18 protein-coding genes are annotated in these 26,114 nt (G+C 67.2%); all 18 read right to left on the bottom strand.

What is annotated here, in order from left to right; translation table 11 throughout:
- Positions 1-50 precede the first annotated feature (50 nt).
- The 18 genes from AC1Q7Q_RS23200 to AC1Q7Q_RS23115 all read right to left on the bottom strand — a co-directional run bounded on the left by AC1Q7Q_RS23200 (position 51) and on the right by AC1Q7Q_RS23115 (position 25,989).
- Entirely contained in the window at positions 51-2,534 is a 2,484-nt protein-coding gene (locus AC1Q7Q_RS23200; protein WP_492371805.1) for a polysaccharide biosynthesis tyrosine autokinase, read from the bottom strand.
- Positions 2,535-2,599: 65 nt separating this feature from the next.
- Positions 2,600-3,385 (bottom strand): Crp/Fnr family transcriptional regulator, encoded by a 786-nt coding sequence (locus AC1Q7Q_RS23195; RefSeq protein ID WP_492371848.1) that lies wholly within the window; start codon positions 3,383-3,385, stop codon positions 2,600-2,602.
- Positions 3,386-3,441: 56 nt separating this feature from the next.
- Positions 3,442-4,599, bottom strand: a complete 1,158-nt coding sequence (locus AC1Q7Q_RS23190) for a polysaccharide biosynthesis/export family protein (RefSeq protein WP_492371806.1) — start codon at positions 4,597-4,599, stop codon at positions 3,442-3,444.
- Between the two features lie 176 nt (positions 4,600-4,775).
- On the bottom strand, positions 4,776-6,518 hold the full coding sequence (locus AC1Q7Q_RS23185; protein ID WP_492371807.1) for an FAD-dependent oxidoreductase: 1,743 nt from the start codon (positions 6,516-6,518) through the stop codon (positions 4,776-4,778).
- Between the two features lie 141 nt (positions 6,519-6,659).
- Entirely contained in the window at positions 6,660-7,868 is a 1,209-nt protein-coding gene (locus tag AC1Q7Q_RS23180; RefSeq protein WP_416050806.1) for a glycosyltransferase, read from the bottom strand.
- Positions 7,865-9,376: a hypothetical protein gene (locus tag AC1Q7Q_RS23175; protein WP_492371808.1), complete on the bottom strand. Its 1,512-nt coding sequence runs from the start codon at positions 9,374-9,376 to the stop codon at positions 7,865-7,867. The genes AC1Q7Q_RS23180 and AC1Q7Q_RS23175 overlap by 4 nt, the downstream gene beginning before the upstream one ends.
- Positions 9,377-9,389: 13 nt before the next feature.
- Entirely contained in the window at positions 9,390-10,664 is a 1,275-nt protein-coding gene (locus AC1Q7Q_RS23170) for an acyltransferase family protein (RefSeq protein ID WP_492371809.1), read from the bottom strand.
- A 112-nt stretch (positions 10,665-10,776) separates the two neighbouring features.
- On the bottom strand, positions 10,777-12,081 hold the full coding sequence (locus AC1Q7Q_RS23165; protein ID WP_492371810.1) for a glycosyltransferase WbuB: 1,305 nt from the start codon (positions 12,079-12,081) through the stop codon (positions 10,777-10,779).
- 191 nt (positions 12,082-12,272) lie between these two features.
- Positions 12,273-13,448, bottom strand: a complete 1,176-nt coding sequence (locus AC1Q7Q_RS23160) for a glycosyltransferase family 4 protein (protein ID WP_492371811.1) — start codon at positions 13,446-13,448, stop codon at positions 12,273-12,275.
- 19 nt (positions 13,449-13,467) lie between these two features.
- Entirely contained in the window at positions 13,468-14,457 is a 990-nt protein-coding gene (locus AC1Q7Q_RS23155) for a GDP-L-fucose synthase family protein (RefSeq protein WP_492371812.1), read from the bottom strand.
- A 5-nt stretch (positions 14,458-14,462) separates the two neighbouring features.
- Positions 14,463-15,581: a GDP-mannose 4,6-dehydratase gene (gene gmd, locus AC1Q7Q_RS23150; protein WP_492371813.1), complete on the bottom strand. Its 1,119-nt coding sequence runs from the start codon at positions 15,579-15,581 to the stop codon at positions 14,463-14,465.
- A gap of 66 nt (positions 15,582-15,647) precedes the next feature.
- Positions 15,648-17,882, bottom strand: coding sequence for a polysaccharide biosynthesis tyrosine autokinase (locus tag AC1Q7Q_RS23145; RefSeq protein WP_492371814.1), 2,235 nt, complete (start codon positions 17,880-17,882; stop codon positions 15,648-15,650).
- 95 nt (positions 17,883-17,977) lie between these two features.
- Positions 17,978-19,357, bottom strand: a complete 1,380-nt coding sequence (locus tag AC1Q7Q_RS23140) for an undecaprenyl-phosphate glucose phosphotransferase (RefSeq protein ID WP_416050813.1) — start codon at positions 19,355-19,357, stop codon at positions 17,978-17,980.
- Positions 19,358-19,551: 194 nt separating this feature from the next.
- Positions 19,552-21,084, bottom strand: coding sequence for a mannose-1-phosphate guanylyltransferase/mannose-6-phosphate isomerase (locus AC1Q7Q_RS23135; RefSeq protein WP_492371815.1), 1,533 nt, complete (start codon positions 21,082-21,084; stop codon positions 19,552-19,554).
- Between the two features lie 117 nt (positions 21,085-21,201).
- On the bottom strand, positions 21,202-22,188 hold the full coding sequence (locus AC1Q7Q_RS23130; RefSeq protein ID WP_416050815.1) for a GlxA family transcriptional regulator: 987 nt from the start codon (positions 22,186-22,188) through the stop codon (positions 21,202-21,204).
- A gap of 742 nt (positions 22,189-22,930) precedes the next feature.
- On the bottom strand, positions 22,931-23,620 hold the full coding sequence (locus AC1Q7Q_RS23125) for a PIG-L deacetylase family protein (protein WP_492371816.1): 690 nt from the start codon (positions 23,618-23,620) through the stop codon (positions 22,931-22,933).
- Positions 23,621-23,668: 48 nt separating this feature from the next.
- Positions 23,669-24,733 carry a glycosyltransferase family 4 protein gene (locus AC1Q7Q_RS23120; RefSeq protein ID WP_492387219.1) on the bottom strand — a complete coding sequence of 355 codons (1,065 nt, stop codon included), beginning with the start codon at positions 24,731-24,733 and terminating at the stop codon, positions 23,669-23,671.
- Positions 24,733-25,989: an oligosaccharide flippase family protein gene (locus AC1Q7Q_RS23115; RefSeq protein ID WP_492371818.1), complete on the bottom strand. Its 1,257-nt coding sequence runs from the start codon at positions 25,987-25,989 to the stop codon at positions 24,733-24,735. The genes AC1Q7Q_RS23120 and AC1Q7Q_RS23115 overlap by 1 nt, the downstream gene beginning before the upstream one ends.
- Positions 25,990-26,114: the final 125 nt, after the last annotated feature.

Here is a 26,114-nt window from a genome sequence, read left to right as displayed (position 1 = left end):
CGCCCCCGGCGCCCATGGCCCCTACGCAGGCAAACGTCGAAGACGGCGGGTCAGCCGATGCGCCAGGCCGGCACCGTGCCATCCTCCGGCGCGCTCGCGCGCAGGTAGTCGCTGGTCTCGGCGCAGCGCTCCCGGTTGCTACGGCGCACCTGCAAGCCATTGAGCACGCCGCCGATCACGTTGGCGTGGGCCCGGTCCAGGTACCTGAGCGCCTCTGCCACCTTCTCCTGCGGCGTGATGTCGGCGCGCACGAACAGCAGCGTGGCGCCGGCAACGCGGCTGACCAGCGCGGCGTCGGCCACCGCGAGGATGGGGGGCGTATCCACGAGGACCAGGTCAAAGCCCGCGGCGCAGGTGAGCAGCACCTCCCGCAGGGCGGGCAGCATCAGCAGCTCGGATGGATTCGCCGGCCGCGTGCCGGCCGAGAGCAGCCACAGCCCGCCGACAGCGGTGGGCTGGATCGCATCATGCAGCGTGAGGGCCCCGCCCAGCAGGTCGGCCAGCCCCAGCGTGCCCTCCAGGCCGAACTGCCCGGCCACGCGGGCACGGCGCAGGTCGGCGTCGACCACCAGCACGCGCATGCCGGCCTCCGCCGCCAGCACGGCCAGGTTGACCGCGCCAAAGGTCTTGCCCGCGCCCACGGAGGCACTGGTGATGGCCACGATGTGGTTGGCAGCGCCGTCCATGGCGAAGTGCAGCGACGCGCGCAAGGTGCGCAGCCCCTCAACGGCCGGGGCATGCGGATACTGCCGCGCGAGCAGGTACCGGTCGTGCAGCACCGTGTCTTCATGCGCCGCGCCGGGGTGCACCGAAGCGGTGGACACGCAGTGCCGCAGGCTCGCCCGCGCCGCGTCGTCCGTGCCGCGTGCGAGCCGCACCGTCTGGCCCGGCTCGCACGCGGACAAGACCGGTGCGCGCAAGGGGCGCGGCTGCGCCAGGCTCTTGCGCTCCAGCTCGAGCTGCTCGGGGCTGAACACGACCTCGCCCACCATCGGCAACGCCAGGCTCCCCTCGATCGCGGCAGCGCTCTCCATGCCCCGGAACGCACGGCTCTTGCGTGCCGCCAGCCCGGAGCCGGCCAACAGGCCCAGCAGCGCCGCCAGGCCCGTCACCAGCGCCCGATTCGGGCCGGCCGGCAACGCAGGTGCCACCGCAAGATCCACGAGCCGCACGTCGCTGCTCTGGTCGGACTGCGCCAGAGACAGCAACTGTGCCTGCCGGCGCAAGGACATGTACATGTCCTCGGCCACCTTCACGTCGCGGCTGAGCGCCCCCGACTCCCGCTCCGCCTCGGACAGCCCTTGGCGCCGGCTATCCATGCTGCGCCTGTCGCCGCGCAGCTGCTCGATCTGCTCGTCGATCGCCCGCACTTCCTGGCTCTGCGGCATGTAATTGCGCAGCAGGCGCGCGCGCTCGAGCCGCAGCCCGGAGATCTGCCGCTGGTACTCGATGCTGCCGCTGAGGTAGGACTGCGACTCCTGGGAAGGCTGCAATGACCCGGCGCGCGCGCGGTACCGGGCCAAGGCCGCCTCGGCCGCCTCCAGCTCGGCCTTCACGCGCGGCAGCTCGCTGGAGACGAAATCCAGCTGCTGGTTGTCCTGCTCGCGCCGATGGCCAACCTGCGTATCGACAATCGAGCGGGCCACGGCATTGACCACGGCCGCGGCATGCTCCGGGTCGGCGTCGCGCCAGACGATGCGCACCGCGTCGGCGGCTGCACCAGCGGCCGCGCCAGCCGCGCCGCCCGCCGCTCCACCATTCGGCCCGGTTGCCGTGGCCGTGCCGCGCTGCGGCTCCAGCTTGAGTCCGCGCGCCAGCAGCTCGACAGCCGTGATGGCGTCGCGGCGCATCACCACGAACTCGGTTCCCGCGCGCGCGGTGAGCTGCGCCAGCTTGAGCGAAACACCATTGCCCCGCGCGATGTCGCCGACCTTGCCCGTCAGCAGCAACGCGCCGTCCTCGCTCAGCAGGCGAAAGCGCTGGTCGCCCAGCGCCACCAGCGTCAATGGCTGGTTGAGCAGCGCGTCGGGCACGTTGAGGGCGATCAGGTCGATCCGCTCACCCCCCCAGGCGTAGGCGGACAGGCTCTCCAGCGGCGCGGCTAGCGGCGTCGACAGCGGCCTGGAAGGCTGCCCGAACTGCGCGCCACCGGCAAACCGCGCCCATAGCGCGCCGGCCACGGGCACAGTACGCGCAGCCGCGGTGATATCGAGCCGGGTTTCCCGCACCACCGGCGTCAGCACCGCGCGGCTGGTCATCGCATCCGGCCGCAGTTCGTCGGCGGGCTGCCCCGCGCTGGCCGTGCCCTGCGCATTCAGCGCAAGGCGCCTGGCAGACTCCGGGCGCACCAGTACGTCCGCCTCGTACATGGCAGGCAGCGACCACGCATACAGCGCGCCGCACAGCGCGCCAAGCAGCATGGCGGCAAGGATCCAGCCGGCATGGTCAAGCAGTGCCCGGGCCGCGCCCCAGCGCGCGCGGGAACCCGGCTGCCGCGATGCCGCGGACAAGCCCACTTCGGTAAAGGTAATCACGCTCAGCTCCCCCGCATGCACTCCATGCCCTTCATGCCCTACATGCCCCGCAGCCCTTGCTGCGCTCAGTGCGCGTGATGCGCACAGACAGCCAGCGCGCGGGCGTGTCCCACCCGTTCCGTCAAGGCCGGCCCGTCATCCCCGGTGGACAGCAAGCGCCCGTATTCGCGCCTGACGAGGCCGTAGCACTCGCAGACGTGCAGCTCCAGCCGGACCCGGTCGATCACCGTGATGTGGCCGCGGCTGTAGTGGATCAGCCCGAGATCCGCCAGTTTCCTGGCGGCCTCGGTCACGCCCTCCCGGCGCACGCCCAGCTTGGTGGCAATGACCTGCTGGGTGATGGCGATCTCGTTCGAGCAAAGGCGGTCGACGGCGAGCAGCAGCCAGCGGCAAACCTGCTGGTTAAGCGAGTGATAGCGGTTGCACACCGCGGTCTGCGCGATCTGCGTGAGCAATGCCTGCACGTACAGCAGGGTCAGCCGCAGGATTGCCGGCGAGCGCAGCAGTTCTTGCCGCAGCTTGTTCGCCGCCAGCCGGTAGCCGAACCCGGGCGTGTGCACCTCCAGCCGGTAGGGCATGGCATTGCCCCCCGTCACCACCGGGATGCCGACCATGCCTTCGTTGCCGACCGTGGCGATCTCGACGGTAGTGGCGTCCTCCAGGAAGGACAGCATGGAGACGACCGCCGTGGTCGGGAAATACACATGGTTGGTATGCTGCCCGCAATCGGTCAACAGTTGCCCGGGGCGCAGGCGCACCAGTTCGAGGTGGTTGGAGATGGCCTCCCAGTCGTCGCGCGGCAAGCCGCGCAGGAGGTGATTGACGTCCGGAGCGAATCGCTGGCTGTGCATCATGTGTTCCCCCTGCAAGACCCCAACTACCCAACTGCCTGCCCCCCAGCCCTGGTTTATTTGCCCAGTTGCTTGGTGAAGAACAGGGTCTGGATGGTCGGCGTAATCTGCTCGAGCACCCGGTTAAAGCGCACGGCATCCGACGTGCCCACATACACCACGTCGAGCGGCTCCATGCGGAACTGCGTCGACAGCAGCAAAGCATCCACCTGTGTCATGTCAAGCCGGTACACGGCTGGCTGGGTCGGGTTCTCGCGCGCGCCGCGGATCACGAAGACCTGGCGCGGGTCGGCAGCGCGGATGTCGATGCTGTTGACGCCGGCGAGCGCGTCGGCCAGCGTGAGCCGGCCCTTGTTCATCAGCAGCGAGGTCGGCTTGACCACTTCGCCCATCACGAAGATCCGGCTGGAGAGCCGGTCGGGCACATTGATGATGTCGCCGCCCTGCAAGAGGAAATCACCCACACCATTGCGCCGCTCGGTCAGCGTATCGAGGTCCAGCTCGTAGACCTTGTCGCCGCGCGTCAGCCTGACCTTCTGCACGTCGGCATCGGGCAACGTGCCGCCCGTGCGCGCAATGGCGTTGATCATCGAGAGCGGCACATCGGTGACCTGCAACGATCCCGGGTTCTTCACCAGCCCCGTGACGTCGATCCGGCTGTTGCGGTACGACACCACGCGCACGTCGACCCGCGGGTCCCGGATCTCCTTGGACAACGCCGTGGAGATCATGCTGCGCACCTGCTCCACGGTCTTTCCACCAACCCGCAGCATGCCCACGGGCGGATAGTAGACCTCGCCATTGGCGCCGACGCGAAACCCGTTCTGCTCCAGCGGCGCCTGCTGTTGCGCGCCGTCGGCGCCGGGCGCGATCGGAATAGGTTGCATGTTCGCCGCGCTGGAGCTCAGTTGCGGGTTGTACAGCACCGTGACGCCCAGCAGGTCCTGCGGGCCGATGCGGTATTCATACTTCGCGATGCTCTGGGCAAGGTTCGCGCCCGTGGCGGGTGTCACCTGGCTGTTGGTCGTAGCAACCGCGTCAATCTGGCGGGAGATCACCGCCGAGTTGATCAGTTGCACCGGGTAAGCTTCCGTACCAGTCTTGGCGCCGATGTCGTCATGCAGGCGACTCGAGTCCAGTGCCGGGCCCGGCGCCCAAGCGCATCCGCCAAGAACGGCAACGAATGCAAGAGCGGGAAAGATCCTGGTTGCCATGGCAGCGTCTCCTTGTCGTGAACCGCATTCAAGTCGTTCGAGGGCGCTGCGCCTGCAACGATCCATCTGGGGTTCCGCCCCCCGGATAGCCGCAAGATTCGCGCCAATACCTGGTCTCTATGTACGTTAGGCCACAGTCGCGCAGGCACGCCCGCGCCCAAGCCTAGCCCCCGAAGTCACTCCTCCCGCAAAGGCTCCAGGCCCTGCGCCGCAGCCGCCATGCCCGCGCCCGCCAGCGTCATCGCTTGCTCAGGCTCGCGTGCAGGCGCCCTGCGCTGCGGCATGCCGTCGCTCGTGTAGGTCGCGCACGGCATGCCAAGCTCCCGTGCGATGTGCCCGCCCAGGCGCAATGCCAGCGCAGCAATGGTGATGGTGGGAAAATTCGCGCCGACGGTCGGGAACACCGAACTGCCGGCCACGTAGAGATTCGAGATGCCGTGGACGCGGCTATTACGGTCCACTACTCCCATTGCTGGCGAATCATGCATGCGTGTGGTGCCCATGTGGTGCCAGGTACCTTCGAGCGCGGCCGGCCAGGGCTGGCCCTCCACGGGTGGATCCAGCGTGACTTGCGCCACGCCGCTGCTTTGCAGCTCCTGCGCCAGCAGCGCAAAGGTGCGGTCAAAGGTACGCTGCACCAGGCTGCCCACGCGCCAGTGCACCCGCACTCGCGGCACGCCGAGCCGGTCGCGGTGTTCGGACAGCGTCACCCGGCTGTCCGGATCGGGATCGGCCTCCACGATAGCCTGCATCTTGACGTCGGTGATCAGCGAGCGCGGCTGCATCAGCCGGGTCAGCCCGAAGCCCACGGTGTCGATCGGATGCGCGGCCATGGTCAGCAGGTCCCGGGTGAGGCTGTGGCCTGGCTGGTCCTTCTTCAGCAGTGCCTGCTTGGTGCGGAACAGCGCCTCCGCGCCTTTGCTGCCTTCGCCATAGAACATCGAGAAAAACCACACCCGCGCATTGAGCAGGCCTTCGCGCTCCAGCACGGCGGGCTTGAGCGCGAATTGCGAGGAGACATAGGTGCCGTTGGCACTCACCGCCGCGTTCTGGTAGTGGTACTTGATGTCGTAGAGCTTGTTGCGCGCCCATCCCTTGTTGAAGCGGACACTGCCGGACATCAGCCGCGGATGGTCCATGAAATAGCGGCCCACCAGGTCCGCGCCATTGCCCAGGCCGGCAGGCTGCACCTTGTTCGATGCCAGCAACAGGCGCGCGTTTTCGATGCCGCCCGTGGCCAGCACGAACAAGCGCGCCGCCACCTTGATGCGCCGCCCGCTGAGCGTGGCGACCGAGACCTGCGTCACCGACGTGGCATCGGCATTGGTGCCGATGTCGACCACGTTGGCGTAGAGATACACCTTGACGCGATGCGACTGTTCCAGCGGCTCGCGGTACAGCTTGCCAAAGCGGGCCGGCGGGCTGAACTGCGAGATCGTGTCGCGGATATGCTCGCCGATCAGCGGCAGGCGCCGCACGTCGGGACGGCGGATGGCTGCCTCCCAGTAAGCGGGATCGAAGTTGTTGGGCCCGAGCTTGAGCAGCGCATGGGTGCGCTCGTAATATGGGGTGAGCTCATCGAGCCCGAACGGCCAGCCGCTGTGCGCCACCCAGCTGCGCTTTTCCAGGTCCCACGGGTCCAGCGGGCGGCACCAGCCGCCCCAGCAATTGCTGCTGCCGCCGAGAAAGCGGCTACGGCTGCCATCGGCGAAGGTATAGGGCAGCCCGATGTTCTCGCCGCGATAGAGGTCGCGCGTGTCGTCGTCGGCCTTGTAGCCGCCACTCTCCAGCAAGCAGGCATCGATGCCAAGCCGCTGCATCTCCAGCGCCAGCGTGATGCCGGCCACCCCGGCGCCGATGATGCAGACGGTAGTGTGCACCACGGCGTCCTCTTCGAGCTTTCTGGTGTCGATAAACATCTACTGCTCCCCCTGTTGGCCGGTTTCAAGACGGATTGCCGCTACCCTTCCCGCTTCCATCTTCGTACGACGCCCTCGCTCGCGTGCGCCAACATTGCGCTAACCGCGGCCAAGCGCGTGCGTTGCCGGACGCATCCCGCATCAGGCATCGCGGCCCAGCCATTCGGGCTCCATCTCGGCCTGCGCCGGCTCACCCGACTGCAGCACGCGCAGCAGGTCGCGAGCCATGCTCTCCACGGTGAAGCGCCGGTTGAACGTTGCCTTGGCGCAGGCGCGCATCTGCACGCGCTGGGCGTCGTCCATGGAGAGCCAGCGCCGCAGCAGCGCCTCGCATCCCTCGACGGTGTCGGGCGCGGCAAGGCCCGCGCCGTCGCGCTCGATCTCGCGCCAGATGTTGACCTTGTCGGAGATCAGCGCGGGCACGGCGCAACCCAGCGCCTCGGCCACCGCGATGCCGAAATTCTCCTGGTGCGAGGGCAGTGCGAACACATCGCTGGCGTAGAACGCGCCCCACTTCATCTCTGCGCGCAGCATGCCGGGCCAGCTCACGCGTGCGCCGATGCCACGCGCTGCGGCCTGCGACTGCAGCCGCGGCACCCATCCCGCGCTATCGGGGCCCGCGATCACGAGGTGCGCCTGCGGGTCCAGCGCCGCCACGCGGGCAAAGGCATCGATCAGCAGGTCGCAGCCTTTCTTCTCGTGCACGCGGCCAAGAAACAAGACGATGCGCTTGCCGCGCAGCTCGGGGTATGCCGCCAGGAAGCGCTCGCGCAACGCCACGCCGTCGGCGTCGTGCTCCGGGGGCGGCGACTGCGTGCCAAGGCTCACGACCGATTCCCTGGCGCGGTACAGCCAGAAGGACTGGCTGGCCAGGCGCCGCTCTTCCTCGGCGGTAAACAACACGGCTCGCGCATCGCGCAATACGCGGTACTCGGCCCACGGCCAGTAGAGCCACTTCTTCAGGTGCTTGCGCGGGTAGGCGCGCTTGAACCAGGGATCGAGCATGCCGTGCGGGTAGACGTAGTACGGCACCTGCAGCTTGCGCAACGCGCGCCATGCGCCAAAGCCATGGTATTGCCACAGGCCGTTGATGATGACCGCGTCGAACTCCTGCGCATGCTCGCGCAGCCAGGGCACCAGCCGCGGCGAGTAGTGGTAGTAGCCGCGCGCGGGCCCCAGCACGTGCAAAGGCAAGGGGAAGTCGGCCAGGTAGGGCGCATCCGGCGGATCGAGCGACAGCACCTCCACGCGATGGCCCTGCGCGACAAGCTGGGCGCTGCCCTGGCGCACGCATTCCACAGGTCCGCCCAGCCTGGGATCGATCGATGAAAGCAGGTGAAGGATGTTCATCGGTCGACTCCTTGCGGGGCAAATCGCAGACGCTTGGGCGCACGCTCGGGCTGGTCGTCGCCGGCCGCGTTGGCAGCCGGCGCGTGGGCTATCGTTGTCAGCATCGGTGGATAGGTCCCGGGCCTGAGCGCGGGCGCCCCCGCCAGCGGGGCTCGCCTGGGCCTTCCCTGTTTTGCCTGTCGTGCCTGCCGCGCGCGTTCGGCCGCCGCGCCCTGCGCGGCGAGCTTCGCGGCCGTCGAGCGGGCCAGCTGCGCATGCGTGGCCACCAGCAGGCCCAGCGCCACGCCGTACACCACGCCGGAAAAGCGCGGGCCCAGCGGATTGCCGCCGATCGACGTGGCCGGCAGCGCCGCCAGCACCAGCAAGGCGCGGCCCATCACGGCCAGGTTGGGCGCGTTCGGCGCCACGCGCCGCCAGTGGCGATAGGCCATGCTGCCGCGATAGAGCGAGAACAGCACGATGGCGGGAAACGCGATGCCAAACAGCAAGCCGCCAGCGAACAACTGGTAGACCCAGAAGTTATGCCCCGCCGTCCACTCGTTGATGGCATAGAACTCTTTCTCGCTCATCTGCCCGGAGAGTGCCTTCAGGTAAGCGGGCGAATAACGATAGAAATGCCCGTAGCCTTTGCCGACCACGAGCGACGTCGTGTTCGAGATGACCTGGTCATACTGGTCCTTGAGCTCGGCGAGCCGGGTGGCGGTCGTCGGGTCGATGCCGGAAGCGGTTGCCTTGCCCGCCGCAATCCGCTGGGTCCAGTGCGCGGCGACGCTCGGAAACAGCGCCGAGCCAATCAACGCGGTGCCGCCTACCAGCACCGTCGTGATGACGACCGCGCGCAGCACCGCCTTGAGCAGATGGCGCAGCGACGCCGCGCTCAGCCACGTGGCAAAGCAGAACAGCAACGCCGTGCCGACCAGCAAGCTGCGCGTGACGCTGAGCATCTCGATGGTCACGGTGCCGATGAACAGCAGCACGGTGAACCTGGTCACGCGCCTGGCAATGACGAACTCGTGCAGCAGCACGCCCTGCGTCGCCAGGAAGACCACCGAGACAATGCGAAAGCGCACCGTCTCCAGCCCGCCCCCCACCGCCATGCCATAGGCAAAGCTGAACAGCAGCGACGTCACCATGGCGGCGAACATCGCCGACTCGATCTGCGTCAGGCGCTCTTGCGGCCACGGATGGCGCGCGGCCAGGTAGCCGATCAGGAACAGCATGAACGGCAACAGCACGCGCAGGTAATTGCCAACATCGTTGCCCTGGATCAATTGCGGGACGATGCTGCCCGGCACGGTCAGCAGCAACGCGGCCATGACCGCCGAGCTCAACCGGGTGCGCGTGACAAAGCGCGGCGCGATCAAGGCCAGGGCAATGCCAGCCGCGATCACCGGCAAGGTCAGCAGGATCTGCGTCAGACGGCTGCCGTTTTCATCGACGCTTTTGAAATCCACTGCCAGCGGGCATAGCATCAGCCATATCCAGATGGTCGCGAAGCGGTTGCGCATGGCGGGCCCTCCTTCATCCGTTGGAGGCTTGCACCGGCACGGCCGGTGCCTGGGCCGCCGATGCGGGCGGCGGCACAGGCGGCACCACGGACAGCACTGCGGGCAGCACTATGCGCGGGCGCGCCAGCCGGCGCCGCAACTGCCGGCGCATCGGTTCCTCGACATAGCGGTAGATGGCCACGCTCAGCAAGATGGCCAGGGCCATCGCCAGCCAGCCGGCCTGCTGGCGCCAGCCGGCCAGGTAAGCCATGCGCGCCAGCGGTACGTGAATCAGGTAGAGCGCGAAGCTGGCTTCACCAAGCGACACCAGCCAGCACCGGTGCAGCACGCCTGCCACCGGCCGCTCCAGCAAGGCAAGGCCAAGGATCAGCGCGCCAAAGAACGGCGCCTGCAGGTAGAAGGCGGGACTGAGCGGGCGCAGCACCGCCAGCGCGCCGATCGCGCAAACCGCCACCGCCACCAGGGCCATGCCGAGCGCGTGCCGGCTGCCGCCGGCGCCACGCAGCCGCGCGTAGGCAATGCCCGCGCAGACACCGAGCACGAACTCGAAAAGGTGGGTCAGCGGAAACTGCGCCACCAGAAAGCCATGCCGCGACGGCGGCAGCACCGCCAGCAGCAGCGCGATCCAGGCACCTTGTAACAGCCACAGCGCCAGGCACAGCAGCGCCAGCGCGCCGCTGCCACGCTTTTCCAGCCGGCGTAGCAGCAACGGAAACAAGGCGTAGAAGAAGGCCTCGCAGGAGATGCTCCAGGCCGGTCCGTTCCATGGCTGGTTGAGCGCCGAGAACGGCAGCCACGCGGTCAGCGCCAGCAACTGGGCCACGAGGCTCACCGCCAGCATCGCGACGTACGACCCCTTGAGCCCATACCACTCGCGCAACAGCTCGCTGTCGCCCGTATGCAAGAGCCACACCGTCACCGGCAGCGACAACAGCAGCGACAGCACCAGCACCGGGTAGATCCTGGCGAAGCGCGCGGCGTAGAACGCGGCAGCGCCGCCTGGCAGGCCGATCTTGTCCCGGTAGGTGAAGGTCAGCACAAAGCCGGACAGCACGAAGAACAGCGAGACAGCCGGCCGGCCGCCGTCGGCCAGTTGCAGGAACCACACCGGGCCATTGAGCACGCCGATCTCGGTGAAGTGGCAGAGCACGACGGTCAGCGCCGCCAGGAAGCGGATGCTGGTGAGCGCGGGCAAAGTCCCCACGGCGTGGCTTGCCGTCGCCGTGCCGTAAGGCCGCGCTGCCGCTCGGCCTTGTGCTGGCGCCGCGCCTGGTTGTGTCGCTGACATGCTTCACCTCCCCTGTCTTTTTTTTTGCACTTGGTTCTGCGCCTGCTTTCTTGTTGTTGCGTGCGCGACGCCCGGCCTACGCCGCCTACCGCACCTACAGCACCTACAGCACCTACTCCACCTTCTCCGGCTGCAATACGTTGGCCGGGAGTTCGTCCCCGACGCGGGGCTCCCCCGCCGCGGGCCGGGCCGAGCCTTCTCCACACAACGCGCGCAGCCTGGCGTCGAAGCGGGACAGCACGGCGGCGGCGGACAGCGTCGCCTCGGCGTAGCCGCGTGCCGCGGCCCCCAGCTCCGCACGCAGCGCGGGCGATGCCGCGAGCCGCTTGATGGCGCCCGCCAGGGCCTCGACGTCGTCCGGGGGCACCGCAACCCCGCGCGGCGATACCGCCGCGAACAGCTCGGCCCCCGGCAGCGCCATGGCGACGATGGCGCGCCCGCTGGCAAACATGCCGGTCAGCTTGGAGGGCATGACCAGGTCGGCCGCATCGCCGCGCTGGGGCAGCACGTGGATGTCCGCCAGGTTCAACAGTTCGTTTAGCCGGTCGACGGGCTGCAGCGGCAGGAAGCGGCAGTTGTCCAGCCCGGCGCAGTGGGTTTCCAGCATGGCCCGGGCCGGGCCGTTGCCGCAGAAGACAAAGGTGATGCCGGCATTGCCGGCCAGTGCGGCAACCGCGCACACCAGGATTTCCAGGCCTTGCTTCTCGCCCATGTTGCCCGCATAGAGCACCACCTTCTGGTCCGGCGCAATGCCGAGCTCCTCGCGATAGGTGCTGGGCCGCTCCAGCGGGTAGATGGCGGTGGTGTCCACCCAGTTGGGCAGGCGGAACACGCGCGTGCTGGCCACGCCCTTGCGCACCGCATGCTCGGCCATCTTCTCCGAGATGGTGGACACCACGTCGAAGCGGCGCATCAGGAGACGCTCCGTGGCAAGCGCCGCGCGCCGCAGCCTTGCGCCTTTAAGCATGCCCAGCTCGAAGGCAGCATCGACTTCATAGTCCTGCACGTGGAGCCAGGTCCTGGCGCCGGCCAGGCGCGCCACCATCCATGTGGCGGGCACGCTCATCAGGTTGGGGGCAATCGCCATCACGGCGTCCGGGCGCCATAGCACCTGCCTGAGCAAGGACGGCAGCGCGCCAAGCGCGAAGCTGGCGAGATGCAGCAGGCGCGTAGCGCCGGTCGGGCGCGCGGGCACCCACAACGGCGCGCGATGCACCTGCACGCCGCCGCGCAGCTCGCGGGTGTAGCGCCAGGCGGAATATCCCTCGCCCACGCGCCAGCCGGGGTAGTAAGGGGGCGCGCAGACCACGCGGACCTCATGCCCGCTGGCGGCCAGCGCTTCGGCCATCTCGGCGGTGTATTTGCCGATTCCGGTCAACTCCGGCGCATAGTTCTGTCCGCAGATCAGGATTCTCACGGGACTCTCCATTCGGTTCTGCGTGTGTCACTCCGGCAACGTGACGCCTTCCTCCCGGCCAGCCGGCCGACCAGGGAGCGCTGCGCATGCAGCGAACACGCGCAACCCTCCCTGCAATGGCCGCAAAGGCCATCGCAAGGTCAAGACACGCGGCAGGAAGAAAAGCGGGCTGGTCCTGGCTGGGTCCTGGCTTAGGTCTGCACGCCCGTTCGCTGATGCACTTCCGGCTCGCTCAGCATCGCGGCGCAGCCGCGCGCGATATTCGACGCGGCGTTCGCCGGATCGAAGCGCCGGATCACGGACAGGCACCGCTCCGCGGTGGCCTGGGTATCCGCGAACGCCGCCACCGCGCGGGTCATGCCGGCCTGCAGCGCGGCGGCGCTGCGCGCCGGCACTGCAAACCCGGTCTCGCCCTCGAGCACCAGTTCCGGCACGCAGCCGCAGTTCTCGCTGACCACCGCCGGGCAACCATGGGCGAGCGCCTCGTTGACCACCAGGCCCCACGGCTCGCTATGGCTGGGCAAGACCATGCAGGCCGCCCGGTAGTACTCCTTGGACAAGCCTTCGTCCTGCAGGCTGCCGACCTGGCATACCGCGGCCTCAAGGCCGAGCTCCGCCGCCATCTGGCGCAGGGTGCCTGACATCGGCCCGGTGCCGACCAGCCGCAGCGTTGCCGACGGCATCGTCTTGTGCACGCCGGCGAAGGCTTCCAGCAGGGTGTCCAGCCCCTTTTCTTCCGACAGGCGGCCCACATACAGGAACACAGGCGCACCGTCGGCGCGGTGCTTCAGGCGCTGCTGCAGGGCTTGCTCCGGCTTGTAGGTGGCCGGCATGGCGGCCGCCTGGCAGGGCGTGAAGATCCGCTCCGGCTTGGCGCCGAGCGACATCAGGTATTCGCGGCTGCGCTCGCCAAAACCGAAGTAGCCGTGGCACAGCGAGAAGAACACGCGCTTGGGAATGGAGGTCAGCATGCGCCGCGGCCGGTCCCGCCCGGTGGAGTCGCAAAACACCGCGCGCCGCTTGCCGGTGACGATGCAGGCCAGCAGCATCGCCCAGTATTCCGGGCGGTGGTAGCCCGGCAGCACCACCAGCTCGCCCTTGGCCTTGAGCACTTCCCAGGTCAGGCGCGCAGTCATCTTCCAGCGCGGCACATCCTCATAGCAGCCGGCGTACAGCTGGTGCATGGGATAGTTGTGAAACGAGTAGTCGACGTCCGAGAAGCCGAGCCGGAAGTGCTCCGTCTCCGCGATCTGCACCATGTCGTAATGGATCGAGCTTGCCGCAGACTGGCTGTGCAACGCCGAGAACACCGCGCCCTTGTGGCGCGACCAGACTACGTTGTGGAATATCGTGACTGAGCCTGACATTGTTATCTCCTGTTTGCGGTCACTCGATAACGGCACCGGAGAGCGCTGTTGCCCCTGCCTGCTCGACCCTGGGCAACCCCTCTTCCATGCGCCGCGAATACTCCTGGTAGATGGCGGAAATCCCTTCATCAAGGCCGATCGCGGGCCGCCAGCCGATCTGCCCCAGTTTCGAAACATCAAGCAGCTTGCAAGGCGTGCCGTCCGGCTTGGAGGTATCGAACACAAGTTCGCCCTCGAAGCCGGCAATGCGGCAGATCCGCTCCGCCAGCTCGCGGATCGGCAAGTCCCGGCCCGTGCCGACGTTGAATACGCCTTGCGGCACCTCGCGCTCCAGCAGGAACAGCGTGGCCGACGCGAGGTCATCCACATGCAGGAACTCGCGGCGCGGCTTGCCGGTGCCCCAGATGGTCATGCTTGGGGCGCCTTGCCGGGTTGCCGTGCAGGCCTTGCTGATCAGCGCCGGCAGCACGTGGCTGGTGGCGAGGTCGTAGTTGTCGTTGGGGCCGTACAGGTTGGTCGGCATGACCGAGAGATAGCGGGTGCCGAACTGCCGGTTGTAGGCCTCGCAGAGTTTCAGCCCGGCGATCTTGGCGATGGCGTAGGCCTCGTTGGTGGGCTCCAGCGCGCCCGTCAGCAGGTACTCCTCGCGGATCGGCTGCGCGCAGTCGCGTGGATAGATGCAGGAAGAGCCAAAGAACACCAGCCGCCCCACACCTGCCTGGTACGCGGCGTGGATCACGTTGGTCTCGATGACCAGGTTCTCGTATAGGAAGCTGGCCGGCCGCGTGGCATTGGCAAGGATGCCGCCGACGCGCGCAGCGGCAAGCAGCACCACCTCGATGCCCTCGTCGGCAAAGAAGCGGTGCACCGCGCCCTGGTCCGTCAGGTCCAGCTCGGCGCGGTCCCGCGTCACCAGGTTGCGGTAGCCATCGGCCCGCAGGCGCCGCACCAGCGCGGAGCCCACCATGCCGTTGTGGCCTGCGATAAAGAAGACGGTGTTCTTGTCCATGGCGCTTACTCGTGGTGTTCCAGCGCCTGGAAGCCGGCCAGCGTCACCAGCGCATCGCGCCGGGCAATCTGGAAGTCGGAGCGGACCATCTCCTTGACCAGCTTGGAGAACGGCGTACGCGGCGCCCAGCCCAGCTTGGCATGGGCCTTGGACGGGTCGCCCAGCAAGGTCTCCACCTCGGTGGGCCGGAAATACGCCGGATCCACACGCACGATCACCTTGCCCGGGGTGAGCTTGGTTTCCTTGCCCCTGACAGACTCCACGATCCCGACCTCATCCACGCCGCTGCCCTCGAATCGCACGGTGACGCCTAGCTCGGCGGCGGCGCACTGGACGAACTCGCGCACGCTGTACTGCTCGCCGCTGGCGATCACGAAGTCCTCCGGCTGGTCCTGCTGCAGCATCAGCCATTGCATCTCCACATAGTCGCGCGCATGGCCCCAGTCACGCAGCGCGGACAGGTTGCCCAGGTAGAACTCGTCCTGCAGCCCGACCGCGATGCGCGAGATCGCCCGCGTGATCTTGCGGGTGACGAAGGTCTCGCCGCGCACCGGAGACTCATGATTGAAGAGGATGCCGTTGCAGGCGTACATGCCGTAGGCCTCGCGATAGTTGACCGTGATCCAGTAGGCATAGAGCTTGGCCACCGCGTAGGGGCTGCGCGGATAGAACGGCGTGGTCTCCTTCTGCGGGATCTCCTGCACCAGCCCGTACAGCTCGGAGGTGGAAGCCTGGTAGAAGCGTGTTTTTTTCTGCAGCCCGAGGATGCGGATGGCCTCCAGGATGCGCAGCGTGCCGAGGCCGTCGGCATTGGCCGTGTACTCGGGTTCCTCGAACGAGACGGCCACATGGCTCTGGGCCGCCAGGTTGTAGATCTCGTCGGGCATCACCTGCTGGATGACGCGCAGCATGCTGGTGGCATCCGTCAGGTCACCGTGGTGCAGGAAGAAGTGCCGGTCGGGATCGTGCCGCTCGCGGTAAAGGTGATCGATGCGGTCTGTATTGAACAGGGAGGTGCGGCGCTTGATGCCGTGCACGTCGTATCCCTTTTCGAGCAGCAACTCAGCCAGATAGGAACCGTCCTGCCCGGTAACACCAGTGATCAGAGCAACCTTGCGCGTCATTGTCGTTCTCCCGCCTTGCGTTGGTAATGCTTGGTATGGATGTCGAGTCAGCGGCCCCCCTCGGCCCTACTTCACCCGTCCTTCGTAGCCGTAGTACTCGGTGTAGCCCGTGCGCAGCAGCAGTGGCGGCTTGGGGACATCGGTCAGCAGCACGCCATGCAGCGTCACGCCGCCGTTGGCCAGGCGCCGCGCGGTCTCGGTGACCTCGGCCGCGGAATGCCGGCCGTGGCGTACCACCAGCAAGGTGGTGCCCGCGTGCCGCCCGAGCAGCGTGGCATCCGTGACCGCGAGCACAGGCGGCGTGTCGATGATGACCATGTCGTAGCGTTGCTTGAACAGGTCCAGCATGGCGTGAAAGCGATCGCTCATCAGCAGCTCCGCCGGATCGGGCGGCAAGCTGCCGCGGGTCAGCACATCCAGGCCCGGCAGCACCTCGCGGATCACCACGGAGTCGATGTCCGTGCCCATCAGCGTGTCCGACAGTCCCGGCACCTGCGACAGCCCGAAGTGCACATGAACCTCGCCGCGCCGCATGTCGCCGTCGATCAGCAGCACGCGCTTGCGCCCGGACGCGACCAGCGCGGCCAGGTTCACGGACAGGAACGACTTGCCGGCATCCTGGCGCGAGCCGGTCAGCATCACGACGTTGTTGCGGGCGGTGTGCAGCGCGTACTGCAGCGTGGTGCGCAAGGCGCGCACGCCTTCCACGGCGATATCGTCCGGCGCGCGTGCCGCCAGCACGCCCAGCCCGCTGCTGCCGGAGGCGCGCAGCTCGCGCTGCAGGCGCAGCTGCGTCTGGCTGCGCGGCACCACCGCGCAGACCGGCACGCCCAGCATCCGCTCGATCTCTTCCGGATGCTCCACGCCGCCATACAGGGCCTTGCGCAGGAACGCCAGCAAGGCCCCCAGCACCAGGCCGATGCCGCCGCTGATCAGCACCAGCATGGCGCGTTGCGGGCGGATCGGGTCGTCCGCGGGTTCGGCGAAGTCCACCACGCGCACGTTGCCGACCTGGCCCGCCTTGACGATGCGCAGTTGCTGCGCGTTGTTGAGCAGGTTGGTATAGAGCTCGGTATCCACGCGCACGTCCCGCTCCAGCCGCAGTGCGGTCTGCTCGGTATCCGGCAACACGGAGACACTGCGGCGCAGCGTGCTTTGCTGCGCGCTCAGCGTTTCGATCTGTGCCATCAGCGCCACCACCGCCGGGTTGGCGTCGGTGTAGTGCGTGCGGATCTCGGCCAGCCGCGTCTGCAAGCGGGCCAGGCTGGTCTTGTTCTCCACGATCTGCTGCAGCAGCAGCCGGCTTTCCTCGCCGAGGTTGACGGTGCCCTGCCGATTGCGAAAGGAGTTGTAGCGCTCCTCCGCCAGGTCTAGCTCCTTGCGCAGCGCCGGCAGTTGCTGGTCCAGGAACGCCAGCGTGTGCTCGGCTTCGGCGGAGCGCCGCCCAATGTCCTGCTGCACGAACTGGCGCGCGACGGTGTTGACGATGTCCGCGGTGAGCTTGGGGTCCGGCCCTTCCAGGCTGGCGCGGATGATGCCGGACTGCAGGGCGGACTCGGCCACCGCGAGCGCGCGCTGGATACGCTCCACCGTGCCGATGGTGGATGCGCGCACCAGTTCGAACTGCGACCCGCTGCGCCCGACCAGCGCATCCACGCGGATGCGCACGGGGCCAAGCGCGGTGGTGCCTTCGGCCTCCTCGCCCACCCGGCCCTGCAGCACCGTATTGCCTTCGGGATCCCGCAGGGTATAGGTGTGCGCGCTGTCGGCGATCAGCTTGAACACCTTGCCGTAGTACTTCTGCGGCGTGTCGAGCCGCGAGATCGTGATGGATTCCGCGCCCCATGCGTACTGCGACAGGCCGAGCAGTTCCGTGGGCGGTGCCAGCCCGCTGTTGTACGCGGCCAGCCACGCGCCGATCACCGGGAAGTAGCGCGGCCTGGCCGCGATATCCAGATGCAGCTTGCGCACCGCCTCCTCCACCACCAGCCGGGACCGGATCAGCTCGATCTCGGCCGCCGTGGAGGAGTTGGGATCGAAGATCGACGACAGCGTCTGCAGCGACGAGCCCTGGTTGGCATTGGCGGCGTTGCCGCCCTTGCTCTCCTCCACCTGGATCATGGCGTCGGCGCGGTAGACCGGTTTCTGCAGCAAGGCATAGACGGTGCCCAGCACCAGCGCCAGCAGGGTGATGGCAGCAATCATGCGCCAGTGGTCGACCAGCGTCACCAGGTAGTCGGACAGCCGAAGCTCGGCCGGGCCGGAGACATCGGTGTATTGGGTTTCGAATGAGGTAGCCATGTCTTGTTGACTTCCATCTAACGATCGCTTCCCGCCGGCAACGCGCTAGCGCCTGCCGCGGCCCTGTCCTTGCGCTCCGTACGGCTCAGTACGGCTCAGTACGCGTTGCGATGCACCAGGCCCTTGACCACCGTGGCGGCGATGATCCGCATATCGAGCGCGAACGACCAGTTGCCCAGGTAGTACAGGTCGCAGGCGATGCGGCCCTCCATCTTCTCGATGCGATCCGTCTCGCCGCGGTAGCCATTTACCTGGGCCCAGCCGGTAATGCCGGGCTTGACGCGGTAGCGGTGGATGTAGCCGCTGACCAGCTTCTGGTACTGGTCGTCATGCTCGATGGCATGCGGGCGCGGCCCCACCACCGACATGTCGCCGCGCAGCACGTTGAAGAACTGCGGCAACTCATCCAGGCTGGTACGCCGCAGGAACGCGCCCACGCGCGTGATGCGCGGATCGTTGCGCTTGGCCTGGGTCACCACGCCGGCCGCCTCGGCATGCGTGCGCATGGAGCGGAACTTGTAGATGGTGAAGATGCGCCCGTCGGTGCTCTTGCGCTTTTGCTTGAACAGCACCGGCCCGCGCGACGACAGCTTGACGGCAATGGCGATCGCGATCAGCAGCGGCGACAGGCCGATCAGCGCGGCTGCGGCGAAAAGGCGGTCGAACACGTCCTTCTGGCGCAGCGCGGAGGCCGATAGCGGCGACGCCACCAGGTTGATCGCGGGCATGCCGATCAGCTCGATGGTGCCGCTGTCGAACAACGCCAGGCTGTGCAGGTCCGGCATGAAGCGGACATTGACCAGTTCGTCGCGGAACTCCTCCACGAACTCCAGGATGACGCGCTCCTCAGACAGCGGCAGCGCCAGCCACAGTTCATGGATATCCTGCGAGCGGATATAGCGGTGGAAGGCAGCGCGATCGTCGAACGTCGGCACCTTCGCATTGAGGCTGCCGCCCTGCGGCGCCACGTTGAACGCCGCCACCACGCGAAAGCCGGAGGCAGGCGCGGCCACGCCGCGCCGGATGACCGCGCTGCAGTGCGCACCGCAGCCAACCACGGCGACCTTGTGCAGGTTCATGCCTGCGCTGCGTACCTGGCCCAGCACCGCATGGGTCATCAGGCGCGACACGATCAGCATGGCGCCGGTGGAACCCGTCCAGTAGACGAACCACAGGCGCGAGACGATGTCGATATGGTGCAACGAGAACAACACCATGACGCCGCTGAACTGCACCAGCAGCCAGGCCAGCGCGATATGGCCGGCCAGCCCGATCTTGGAGCGTCCGCGCCAGGACTCGTAGATGCCGAAGGCAGGAAACAGCGCCAGCGTGAACGCGACGGAGAGCGCGATGAACACGTCGTAGAACGTGCGCTGCGACATGTCGTTGAAGCGCATGTGCGAGGCAATCGCGGCACCGGCAAACACCAGCGCGACATCCAGAAGGCGCGCCAGCAACCCTTCAATCTTGAGCATGTTCCTCTCCCCGTTCTTCCCAGCCCTTCACGTTTCTTCACCACTCGTTGCCTGACTTCCTTCTTGACTTCCCTCATGTCGCTTTCCAGCGCGCCACGCCACGTATTCCTGGCGCGCCGCACGCGACCTCCCCATGGTCGCGTCCGGCGGCGCCCGCGTGGCCCGGCGGTCCTTCGTTCCTCGTCCCTTGGTCCTTACGCTTGTGGTCCCGGGCAACGGCCGTAGGTATCGTCGACGCGCACGATGTCGTCTTCACCCAGGTAGCCGCCGGACTGGATCTCGATGATCTCCAGCGGGAGCTTTCCCGGGTTCTCCAGGCGATGCAGCACGCCGAGCGGAATAAAGGTGGACTGGTTCTCGCTGAGCAGGAATTGCTCCTCGCCACGCGTGACCATCGCGGTGCCGCTGACCACCACCCAATGCTCGGCGCGATGGTGATGCAGCTGCAGCGACAGGCGCGCGCCCGGCTGGACCACGATGCGCTTGACCTGAAAGCGATCGCCATGCTCGATGGAGTCATAGAAGCCCCAGGGCCTGCGTACCTTGCGGTGCGTGTCGGCCTCCGGCGCGTGCAGGATCTTCATGCGCGCGACCACATCCTTGACGTCCTGCACATGCGAACGATCCACGACCAGCACCGCGTCGGCTGTCTCCACCACCACGATGTTGCTGGTCCCGACGCATGCCACCAGGCGCCCGTCGGAATGGACATAGCTGGAGTGCGCGCCTTCGAACACCACACGGCCGCGCCCGGCGTTGCCTTCGGCGTCCTTGTCCATGGCATCCCACACGGCGTCCCACGAGCCCAGGTCCGACCAGCCCGCCTCCAGTGGCACCACCACGCCCCGGCACGGCGAGGCCGGGTTGTCCAGGCGCTCCATCACGGCGTAGTCGATCGAGTCCGACGGGCTCAGGAAGAACTGCCGCGACGCGGGCCGGAAGAACAGGCCCTCTTGCTTGCCTTCGGCCACCGACGCGACGCACATCTCGTGGATCGCGGGATGCAATGCCTCGATCGCCCTCATCCAGACCGTGGCGCGCACGACAAAGATGCCGCTGTTCCACCAGTAGTTGCCACTGGCCACGTACTGCGCGGCAAGCTCGATGGCAGGCTTCTCGACAAAGCGCTCCATGTGGCGCACGCCGTCGGGCAGCATCTCGCCAAGCTTGATGTAGCCATAGCCCGTGTCGGGCCGCGTGGGCGGCACGCCAAGGGTGACGATGGCCCCCTCGCTGGCATGGGCGGCCGCGATCGACAGCGCCCGGTGAAAGGCGCCGGCATCGGCAATCGCGTGGTCGGCCGGCATGACCACCAGGATTGCGTCCTGGCCGTCGGCCAGCGCCAGCGATGCGGCCAGCGTGAGCGCGGGCGCCGTATTGCGCCGGACCGGCTCCACCACCAGCCGGCCTTGCATGCCGCTGGCCTGCAATTGTTCGCTGGTGATAAAGCGATGCTCGTCGCCGCAGACGATGATGGCGCTGGGCTCGATCTCGTGGCCGGCGGAGAAGCCCTGCATGCGCAGCAGCGTGGACTGCAGCAGCGAGTCCTTGCCCACCAGGTCGATCAGCTGCTTGGGGAAATGTTCTCGCGACAGCGGCCACAGCCGCGTGCCCGCACCGCCGGCCAGCACCACGGGCGCAATGCGCAAGCGCACGGGCGCGCCCGGCGCCGCCGCGGCGGTGTCCCCGGGTTGCACGGCAACAGGCTCCAGCACTTTGTTCGACATGATCCAGCCCTCCCTGGTCGGGCGCCGCGCTCTTGCGCAAGCGGCCCGTGGCGCCAATCGTCTACGCGGGGCAATGCGCGGACCTGCTGGCCCGCGGATACACCGCCGGTCTGCCTGCTAACCCACTGCGCTGACCTTGCTGCGCTGACGGTATTCCGTTGGGGAAATCGACATGCGCTTGCGGAAAATCTTGGCTAGCCGGTCGCCATTGCCCATGCCGCAGCGCCGCGCCACCTTGTCGACAGGCAGCTCCGTCTCGGCCAGGAAACTGCACGCGGTATCCAGGCGGGCGTGCAGCAGGTAGTCGGACGGTGTCACGCCCATTTCCAGCTTGAAGCGGCGCAGGAAGTTGCGTTCGCTCATGGCCGCCACCTGCGCGGCATCGGATACCGAGATGGATTGCTCGCAGTGCTCATGCAGCCAGCGCGCGGCCGCGCGGATCTTGTCGCCCGCGCTGGTCGCGCCGGTATCCGCGAGCCTGGGCATCAGGCGGGCGGTCCAGGCGGGCATCACCCGGGTACCGACCGCGCGCGCCACGTCCAGGCCAAGATCGCGCTTGATCAGCGTCAGCGCACCCCTGACAAGTTCGTACTGCTCGCCGGACTCGTCCGAGGCGTGCAGCCCGAACACGGGATGGCGATGCTCGTCCTCGTGCGGCTTGAGCACGCCGGCCGCCGCCAGCACGGCACGGCCTTCGGCGATGGGCCGCACCGTGGGCGTGCGGGGGGAGACAACGCGCAGCCAGCGCAGCAGCCGCTCGTCCGCCGCAGCGGCATGAGCGCCCGCGCCACCGGCGATGAAGAGCACATCGAAACCGATGAACTGGCGTGGATCGAGTCCGTCGGTCCAGACCCGTACGGACGCGGAGCAGGCGACGCTGCCTCCGTCGACGGAAAGCAGGCGCACGTCATAAGCGGATTCTTTGGCAGGATCGGACGCCGAGCATTCATTGGCGGTCTGGAATAGTTCAGCCACCAAACCCGCACCCAATAATGAAAAACCATCGAACAGCAGAATTCCGACGCGCCGCACGGCGCACTTTGAACGGTTAGTTGAGGTATGAAGCCAACTAACCGTTGCGGGCTCAAGTTGGGCGTACGGCATGATTTTCCCCCAAAGAATTGTTGATCCGTTCTTGCGCGAATTTATTGGTGTTGCAATGCATCGTAGCGATCCCGAATCCGAGAAATGTGTCCGTGTCGGAAAGTAGCGAGATGTTGGCGGAATGCGTCCGCCCGCTCCAAAATTTCGTGCAAGACGTTGTAAATACAGCCTTTTCGGGTTGCGACCTCGCCTCAAATCGCTTGTCCCAGCGCGCTGTTCTGCAACTAGTTCCTACTTTAAGCAGAATGATGCATCGCAGCAAATCCCGCACCGATCCGTGCGTTGCCTACCGAACACAAGGGTCGCAAAAGGTGCATGAGAGCGGGAATCCGACATTAATTCCACGATTTCTGGCGGATCCGCATCCACACCAGATAACATAAAAATCATTTCTAAACATTAAAAATTATGACAAATTAATTAATGCATCGGATCAGCAACGAGGATATATCGCACGATGGCCATCCCGGATTTTCTCTGTCGCGACTTAGATTAATGAAATAATTGCATCTGCCCGGGGCGCAACATGGCTTCGCCGTCACAACACAGACGGCTTGCTTGACCTGGGGGACTGAAAGATGGAGCGCGCGAGCGCCGGCGCGCCGGGTACCTGGCCCGGCACAGCCGGTGACTTACACCGTTGAAGCAAGCGTGCCGGACTAGTCTGTTGGCGCCGCGGTGCGCAACACCGCACGTAGCGCCCGGCCCCGTGCATGCGCAGACATGGGGCAGCAGGCCAACGTCATCCCGGCCAGCGCGCGCGCATGATGTGCAGCACCTCCGCCAGCGCGAAGCCGGCTTCCGCACCTCGCCACTGCGCCAGCGCCGTGACGCCTTCGATGCTGACCAGGTGCCCGGCACCCTCATGCATTTGCGAGCGGTGCCTGCGCAACGCCTCCACCTTGCGCGACCACGTGGCGCTCACATCGATATAGAGCGAGCCACCCAAGGGATTGACGATGCCGCCACCGCCCCAGCACGTGGCCGGATATTCGTAGGCCGCCACCAGGCGGGAGGCATGCTTGGCGGGGTTCAGGCGCGTGGCGGCAACGCCGGCTTCCCAGCAATAGCGGTGATCCTGGTGCGAAGACGACAGCGGAATCAGCACCTCGTCCGGCTCGAAGCGGTTCTGCAGCGCGTCCAGCATGCCGACCATCTGCGCGCGCGGGAAGCTGTCGAGCACGCCGTCGAGTCCCCTGGTGAGGACCTCGGTTGTCTGTACACCAAGCACGGCCATCGATTCGGAGAATTCGTCCATCCGTTCTTGTTCGGTCACCTCGCGGCCAAGGCAGAGCGACCGGCTCCTTCCTACCGTTGCCAGGGCCACCATCACTTCGCCGCCGGCATCGATGACCCGGGCCAGGTAGGCGCCCACGCCCAGTTCCGCGTCGTCCGCGTGCGGGCTCAGCACCAGTACACGTTTGCGTTCCATATCTCCTCCTGCTCTTATCCCGTGATGCCAGGCGCCCGAGGGCAGCCGTCACGCCATGCTGATCAGCCTGCGCGCCAGCGCGCGGTACTGGTCGGCCGTGTCCTTGAGCGTCAAGCCATCGAGCGAGCGCGCAACCCGTGGCTGCGCCAGCGCCACGGTCAGCGCCGCGCCATAGGCGGCGGCGTCGCCGGTGTCCAGCAGTTGCACGCCGGCGAAGTCGCGTGCGAATGCAAAAGCGGGGATGCCGCTCGCCACGACCGGCATCCCCGTGGCCAATGCTTCGAGAAAGGCAATGCTGTGCGCCTCCGACGCGGACGGCATGGCAAACACGGCTGCGCCCGCCAGCAGCTCCGGGATATTGGTCTGCGGCCCGTTGACCCGCACCTTGCCGGCCAGGCCCAGTTCTTCCACCAGTGCGCAGACCTTGACGTAGTAATCGGGATCCTCGATCACGCCATACATCTCCAGCCGCGCGTTCGGCACGCTCTTGAGCGCCTCGCGAAACGCCAGCACGGTATGCAGCTGGTTCTTGATCGCCGCATAGCGGCCCACCTGGATGACGAGCCGCGACGCCGCCTCGCGCTGGCCCGCGGGCCGCACAAAGAAGCGCCGGGTGTCCACGCCATTGGGAATCACCGCCATCAACGGGTGCGTGCCCACCGAGTTGATGTAATCGCGCAGATTCCCCTGCGACACCCCGATCACCGCGCGGGCGCGCGCGGACAGCATCCGCTCGACGTAGCGGAACATGGTGCTCTCGAAATCGTTGGCGGCGGAGTGCATCACGTAGACCACCGGCACCCGCGACGGCAAGGCCCGCGCGTAGAAGGCCGGGATGGTGGCATGCGCGAAGATGATGTCCGGCTGGTAGTCGCGCAGCACGCCGCGCAGGTGCCAGAGCCGGCCCGGCAGGCGCTGGGGCTGGTCCGGAAACAGGCACAGCACGCCAGCCGCATCGAGCTGCGCGCGCAGCGCCGCGAAGTCATCCTGCTGCGGCATCAGGGCCGACACGCAGACCGTGTCGCCGTGGGCCTGCTGGTAGATGGCCAGGTCTTTCGCCAGCATCTCCGCGCCTGAAAGGCGCGGTGCCAGCACAAGATGGAGAATCCGCATCACACCCTCCTCATTTTCAGGATCTGGTAGAGCATCCATGCCGCCGCGACCGCCAGGCCCGCCGTCATCGACCAGGCAATGCCCTGCGCACCCCAGTAACGGGTGGCAGGCGGCACCGTGGCCAGCAATACGCAGACCTGGAGCACCGAGGCATGCGTGGCAGCCTTGGGAATGCCCACGGCGCGCAGGTAGGCGACCAGCACGGCAATCAGCCCGCCAATTGCCATGTTGATGGTGAAGATGCGGAACAACGGCACCGCGCCGAGCCAGGCCGGCCCCAGCACCAGCAGGAACAGCGGCTGCGCCACCAGCCGCAGCACCACCACCACGATCGCCAGCCCCAGGCCGCCGACCACCACGAAGCGGCGCAGCAGCACCGCATCGGAGCCATCCTGCTTGCGGAAACGAGCGGCAAAGGTGGGAAACAGGTACTGCGAGATCGCGATGCCCGCATCGGCGAGCAGCATCTGCGCGAACTTGGACGACATCTGGTAGGCGCCCAGCTGGGCCGGGCCGAGCAGCTTGCCAACGATGACCTTGTCGAACTGGTTGAGCAGCAGGTTGACCACGCTGCCCGCCCAGATCCAGCGGCTGAAACCCACGTAATGGCCGATGCCGGCCCACTTGAGGCGCAGAGGCGGCCGCGGGCGCATGCTCAGCCAGGTGAGCGCGGTCTTGACGGATTCGCCAGCGAGCAACCCGATCAGGATGGACATGGCGCCCGCGCCCGCGACGGCGCACGCCAGGCTGACGCCGCAGTCAGTGCCGGCGGCCGCCACCTCGATCCCGGCAATGTGCTGGAAGCCCCGGTCGCGCGTCACCACAAAATAGGCCGGCGAGGCCAGGCCGCGGATCAGCGGCAGGGCGGCGGCCAGCTGCAGCAGCAGCAAGGAGCCCGCGAGGTGGAACTGCGCCTCCAGCAGCGGCGCCAGCGCGACCAGCAGCAGTGCCACCCCCGCGCCCCGGCACGTCAGCGCGGTCCAGAGCGCACTGAGCTGGTCGGGGGTGGGCGTTTGCTTGTCCTGCACCACCGCCTGGGGCAAGCCGGTATCGCTGAGCGCCTCGGCAATCGCCACGGCCAGCAGCGCCACGGCGGCGATCCCGACCGCGGACGGGCCGAGGATGCGCCCGACCATGAGGAACTTGATGGCCACCAGCCCCCGCACCAGCACCTGCTGCCCCAGCACCCACGCGGCCGAACTGGCATGCAGGCCGGTCAACGGCAGGAAGAAGGCATTCCTCAGGGACCTGGCCATATTGCCTCACCATGGGTTGAGCGCCGAAGCCAGGCACCGGCGCGGCCAGCACGGGCATCCGTGCCGGCCCGGCCGGCGCCGCGCGCCAGCCATGAAGCACAACTTACCGTAGGCGCGGCAACAGG

The organism is Cupriavidus sp. GW823-FHT07A04 (assembly GCF_058794615.1).
The sequence above is the reverse complement of the archived record's forward strand: the minus strand, read 5'-3'. Positions and strand labels throughout refer to the sequence as shown.